Here is a 5,487-nt window from a genome sequence, read left to right on the forward strand (position 1 = left end):
GCAAGTCCAAGAAGCTGCGCCGTCAAGAGTTCGACAACCTGTCGGCCCCGACGATGAGCTCGGGCGCACCGCGCGGCAACGGCCAAACGGTGCGGCTTCCGCGCGGCGCGTCGCTGTCCGACTTCGCCGACCGGATCAACGCCAACCCGGGCTCGCTCGTGCAGGAGATGTTCACCCTGGGCGAGATGGTGACGGCCACGCAGTCGTGCACCGACGAGACGCTGCTGCTGCTCGGTGAGCACCTGGGCTTCGACGTGCAGATCGTGAGCCCGGAGGACGAAGACAAGGAGCTGCTCGCCCGGTTCAACATCGATCTCGATGCGGAAGTGGACGAGGAGACCCTGGTTTCGCGCCCGCCGGTGGTGACCGTCATGGGTCACGTCGACCACGGCAAGACCAAGCTGCTCGACGCCATCCGCAAGACCGACCAGGTCGCGCGCGAGGCGGGCGGCATCACCCAGCATATCGGCGCCTATCAGGTGCACGTGGAGCACGAGGGCGAGCCCCGGGCGATCACGTTCATCGACACCCCGGGCCACGAGGCGTTCACCGCCATGCGTGCCCGTGGTGCGCAGGCCACCGACATCGTGGTGCTGGTCGTCGCGGCCGATGACGGCGTCATGCCGCAGACGGTCGAGGCGCTCAACCACGCCAAGGCGGCCGACGTGCCGATCGTGGTGGCGGTCAACAAGATCGACAAGCCCGAGGCCAACCCCGACAAGGTGCGCCAGCAGCTCACCGAATACGGGCTGGTCGCCGAGGAGTACGGCGGCGACACGATGTTCGTCAACGTCGCGGCCAAGCCGGGCATCGGCATCGAGGACCTGCTTGAGGGCATCCTGCTGACCGCCGACGCCTCGCTGGACCTGCGGGCGCCGATCGACGGTCACGCGCAGGGCATCGCCATCGAGGCCCACCTCGACAAGGGCCGTGGCCCGGTGGCCACGGTGCTGGTCCAAAAGGGCATGCTGCGGGTCGGCGACTCGATCGTGGCGGGCAACGCCTACGGGCGCGTGCGGGCCATGCTCGACGAAAACCTGACCCAGGTCAGCGAGGCCGGCCCGGCCCGTCCGGTGGCGGTGCTCGGTCTGACCGCCGTCCCGGGTGCGGGCGACACGTTCCTCGCGGCCGACGACGACCGCACGGTCCGCCAGATCGCCGAGCAGCGGCAGGCGCGCAGGCGCGCTGCCGAGCAGGCGACGATGCGCGGCCGGGCGACGCTGGAGACCCTGCTTGAGAAGATCAAGGAGGGCGAGCGCACCTCGCTCGACCTCATCATCAAGGGCGACGTCTCCGGTTCGGTCGAGGCGCTCGAGGACGCGCTGGTCAAACTGCCCATCCCGGAGGAGCTGCAGCTGCGGATCATCCACCGGGGCGTGGGTGCGATCACCGAGAACGACGTCAACCTGGCGTCCGCCTCGGCCGACGCAACCGCGATCATCATCGGCTTCAACGTGCGGCCGATGCAGCAGGCACGCGAGCTCGCCGACCGCAACGGCGTGGAGATCCGGTACTACACCGTCATCTACCAGGCCATCGAGGAGATCGAGGCGGCGCTCAAGGGCATGCTCAAGCCGGTGTACGAAGAGGTCGAGCTCGGCACGGCGGAGGTCCGCGAGGTCTTCCGCTCGTCCAAGGTGGGTCTCATCGCCGGTTGTATCGTCCGGTCGGGTCTCATCCGGCGTAACGCCAAGGCGCGCGTCATCCGCGACGGGGCGGTGGTCGCGGAAAGCGCGACCGTCACCTCGCTCAAGCGGTTCAAGGATGACGCGACCGAGGTGCGCGAGGGCTTCGAGTGCGGTCTGACCCTGGGTGGCTTCGGCGGCCTGCAGGTCGACGACGTCATCGAGACGTACGAGATGCGCGAGAAGCCGCGGGTCTAATCGAATATGAGATATGCGCTGCTGCTGGCGCCGTCGGCCAACCGGGTTTACACCCAGGCGGCGCCGGCGCTGGCCGAGGCGGAGCTCAAGGCGTTTGGGGGGCTGGACATCCGGCCCCCCATCGTCCTGGGTGGACACGCCTATCTGGTGTTCGAGACCGAGCCGGTGCGGCTGGCGGCGCTGGCCAACCTGTCGTCGGCCTACGCGTTCTTCGAGCTGGTCGACGACGAGCTGCTCAGACCCGTTGCGGCGCAACCGCTCGACCGGTTCGACGACGACCTGATCACGATCCCGAAGTATGCCGGCAAAACCAACGAGCACTTCACCAAGCTGCTGCTCAACGTCACGGTCAATGCGACGCGATGGGACTTCCTCGGCCGGCGGTTCACCATCCTCGATCCTGTGGCCGGACGCGGTACCACATTGAATCAAGCACTTATGTATGGCTGGAATGCCGTAGGCATCGAACATGATCGCAAGGACTTCGAGGCCTACGAGGCGTTCCTCAAGACCTATCTGCGCCGCAAGCGGATCAAGCACAGCGCCGACGTCGCGCCGGTGCGCCGGGAGGGCAAGCGGATCGGGCGGCGGCTGGACGTGACCGTGCGGGATGAGCAGACGGTCACCATGTTCGAGGCCGATACCACGCTCGCGCGCAGCCTGATGAAGGTCCGGTCGGTGGACGCGATCGTGGGCGATCTGCCCTACGGCGTGGTCCACCGCGCGGGTGACCTGCTGCGCGCCGCGCTGCCCGGCTGGGTGGAGCTGCTCCGGCCCGGCGGCGCGGTCGGCGTGTCATGGAACACCCACGCCGCGCCGCGCAAGGAGGCGGTGGCCATGCTGGAGGCGCACGGGTTGACCGTGCTCGAAGCGGGGTACGAGCACTGGGTGGATCAGGGAATCACCCGCGACATCGTGGTGGGGCAGAAGCTAGTCTGACTGCTTGTGCATACGGGAACGGCCGTCTTCGACCTGTTACTGCCGGGGGATTCACGATCGCTGAAGGCGAAGCGCTCCTACGTGCGCCCGATCATCGCCGCGCTGCGCAAGTTCGAGATCTCCGTGGCCGAGGTGGGCATGCTCGACCTGCACGGTCGGTCGGAGATCGGCGTGGCGGTGGTGGCGGCCGACGCCGGGCATGTGAAGGAGGTCCTCGACGCGTGTGAACGGCTGGTCGCGGGGCGCCCGGAGGTGGAGCTGCTTTCCGTGCGCAGGCGATGGCTCGGCGACGAGGACGGGTAGTGTCGTGTGGGGTACGAGTAGGCGGAGGTGACGTGATGACTGATCCGGCAAAGGTGCGCCGGCACTCTGAACGGGTGAAGGAGCTGGTGGCTTCGGCGGTGCGCACGCAGATCAAAGACCCGCGCCTCGGCATGATCACGATTACCGACACCAAACTGACCGCCGACCTTCGCGAGGCCACGGTGTTCTACACCGTGCTCGGCGACGCCGCCGACAAGGCCTCGACCGCCGCCGCCCTGGAGAGCGCGAAGGGCCTGCTGCGCAGCACGGTCGGCAAGGCGCTCGGGCTGCGCCACTCGCCGTCCCTGGCATTCGAGCTCGACGACGTGCAGGAGCACGTCAAGCAGATCGATGACCTGATCGCGCAGGCGCGACAGCGCGACGCCGCGGTGCAGAGGCTCGCCGCCGGCGCGTCCTACGCGGGCGACGCCCAGCCATACCGGGAGTCCGAGCCCGCCGAGGACGAAGACAACACCAGCGCGAGCGTCCAGCGGTGACCAGCCCGTCGGAGCAGGAGTGGGCCGCGGCCGCCGCGGCGGTGCGCGGTGCCCTGCGGCCCGACGCGCAGGTGCTGCTGGTGTGCCACGTCAACCCTGACGGCGACGCGCTGGGCAGCATGCTCGGGTTTGGGCAGGGGCTGCGCCAGCTGGGCGTGGAGCGCGTGCAGTGCACGTTCCCGGGGCCGCAGACGGTGCCCGAGCCGCTGCACATGCCCGGCATGGAGCTGCTGATCCCCGAGGCGCAGGCCCATCCGGCGCCCGATCTGCTGGTGACGTTCGACGCGGCCAGCACGGGCCGGCTGGGCGGCCTGGCCGACCGGCTCGACACCGCGGTCGTGAGCCTCGTGCTCGACCACCACGCGTCCAACGCCGGCTTCGGCAAGCTCTCGCTGGTCGACCCGAACGCGGCGGCCACGGCCGTGGTCGCCGCCCGGCTGCTCGACCGGCTGGGCGTCAAGCTCGACACCGGGATCGCCGAGTGTCTCTACATCGCGCTGGTGACCGATACTGGATCGTTCAAGTTCGATCTCACCACGCCGGAGGTGCACGAGCTGGCCGCGCGGCTGGTGGCCACGGGCATCAGCGTGGGCGAGATCTCCCGGCGGATCTTCGACACCCGCCCGTTCGGGGCGGTGCGCCTGTTCGGTGAGGTGCTCGGGCGCGCGTCGCTCGACCCGGCCGCGGCCGGTGGGCGTGGCCTGGTCACGGCGGTGGCCACTTTGGACGATCTGCGCCGGCACAACCAGCCGCCCTATATCCTGGAGGCGCTCATCGACTCGGTTCGGTGCACCGCCGAGGCCGACGTGGCACTGCTGCTCAAGCAGGTCGCACCGGACGAGTGGGCGGTGTCGCTGCGCAGCAAGGGCGGCTCCGACGTCAGCGAGGTCGCGGTCGCGCTGGGCGGCGGCGGGCACCGGCTGGCGGCGGGTTTCACCGGGCACGGGTCGGCTGAGGACGTGATAGCTGCTGTGCGAGGGCATCTGGGCTGACAGAATTGTCGGTATGGAGCCCCCGGAGGAGCTCGCGGTCGAGCGCGCTCGCGCATGGACGCGTCCCTATGTCATGGGTGCTGTGTTCGTTCCACTTTCCCTGCTCGGTGGGCTTTTTCCGTCGTTCTCGCTGGCCGCGAACCTGTACGTGCTGGTGCTCGGCGCGGGGTTGATGATCGCGGGCATGTCCAGTCGCCTGCCGCGCATCACCGCGCCAGAGGAGCTTCCGACCGGGGTCGTGTGGTGGCTACTGCCCGTCGGGATGCTGGCCGTGTTCGAGATCGCGACCTACCTGCTCGGGTCCACTCACGACTTTCCGACGCTGTCGCTGCTGGCCGATCCGCTGCTGGAGAGCTATCCGGTGCGCAGCGCGACCTACTTCGGCTGGCTGACGGTCTTCTGGGGGCTGGTGCGCAGATGAGTGTCACGCGGTTCATCGCGATCGCCGGGTTCATCACGGCGGCATTGGTCGCGGTCGTCATGGAGTGGACGGCCCGGCGCGAAGGCTCACGCATCCCGAGGCTCGGTGATATCGCCGGAGCCATCATGCGGTACGAGGTGGGCGGCCTGCCGGTGGGCCGACTGGCGCTGCTCGGGTTCTGGTTCTGGTGCGGCTGGCACTTTCTGGCACGCTGAATGGCTGCGAGGTCGTGCGGAAGCTCGGTTCAGGCGAGGCCGTCCGCTCTTGCGCGGTTGAGGTTGGGCGTGATGCGGTCCTTGGGTCGTGCGGTAACTCTGTTCAGGCGAGGCCGTCCGCTCTTGCGCGGTTGAGGTTGGGCGTGATGCGGTCCTTGGGTCGTGCGGTAACTCTGTTCAGGCGAAGCCGTCCGCTCTTGCGCGGTTGAGGTCGGGCGTGATGCGGTCCTTGGGTCG

At 68.7% G+C, this 5,487-nt stretch carries 7 protein-coding genes; all 7 read left to right on the forward strand.

Annotated features, from left to right (window positions below):
• Window positions 1-1,883 (forward strand): translation initiation factor IF-2 (infB, locus tag DM816_RS39840; RefSeq protein WP_246002668.1); only part of this gene is annotated, 1,883 nt, incomplete at its 5' end.
• A gap of 6 nt (window positions 1,884-1,889) precedes the next feature.
• A complete protein-coding gene (locus DM816_RS39845) occupies window positions 1,890-2,822 on the forward strand; it encodes a TRM11 family SAM-dependent methyltransferase (RefSeq protein ID WP_117215645.1) in 933 nt (310 codons plus the stop codon).
• Between the two features lie 6 nt (window positions 2,823-2,828).
• On the forward strand, window positions 2,829-3,125 hold the full coding sequence (locus DM816_RS39850) for a DUF503 domain-containing protein (RefSeq protein ID WP_117215646.1): 297 nt from the start codon (window positions 2,829-2,831) through the stop codon (window positions 3,123-3,125).
• A gap of 35 nt (window positions 3,126-3,160) precedes the next feature.
• On the forward strand, window positions 3,161-3,622 hold the full coding sequence (gene rbfA, locus DM816_RS39855) for a 30S ribosome-binding factor RbfA (RefSeq protein ID WP_117215647.1): 462 nt from the start codon (window positions 3,161-3,163) through the stop codon (window positions 3,620-3,622).
• Window positions 3,619-4,614, forward strand: coding sequence for a DHH family phosphoesterase (locus tag DM816_RS39860; protein WP_117215648.1), 996 nt, complete (start codon window positions 3,619-3,621; stop codon window positions 4,612-4,614). The genes rbfA and DM816_RS39860 overlap by 4 nt, the downstream gene beginning before the upstream one ends.
• Before the next feature lie 13 nt (window positions 4,615-4,627).
• Complete coding sequence (locus DM816_RS39865; protein WP_117215649.1) at window positions 4,628-5,035, forward strand: hypothetical protein; 408 nt, start codon at window positions 4,628-4,630, stop codon at window positions 5,033-5,035.
• Window positions 5,032-5,250, forward strand: coding sequence for a DUF6186 family protein (locus DM816_RS39870; RefSeq protein ID WP_117215650.1), 219 nt, complete (start codon window positions 5,032-5,034; stop codon window positions 5,248-5,250). Before DM816_RS39865 ends, DM816_RS39870 begins: the two co-directional genes overlap by 4 nt.
• The last annotated feature ends 237 nt before the right edge of the window (window positions 5,251-5,487 follow it).

Source organism: Allorhizocola rhizosphaerae, from assembly GCF_003426775.1.
Lineage (GTDB): Bacteria > Actinomycetota > Actinomycetes > Mycobacteriales > Micromonosporaceae > Allorhizocola > Allorhizocola rhizosphaerae.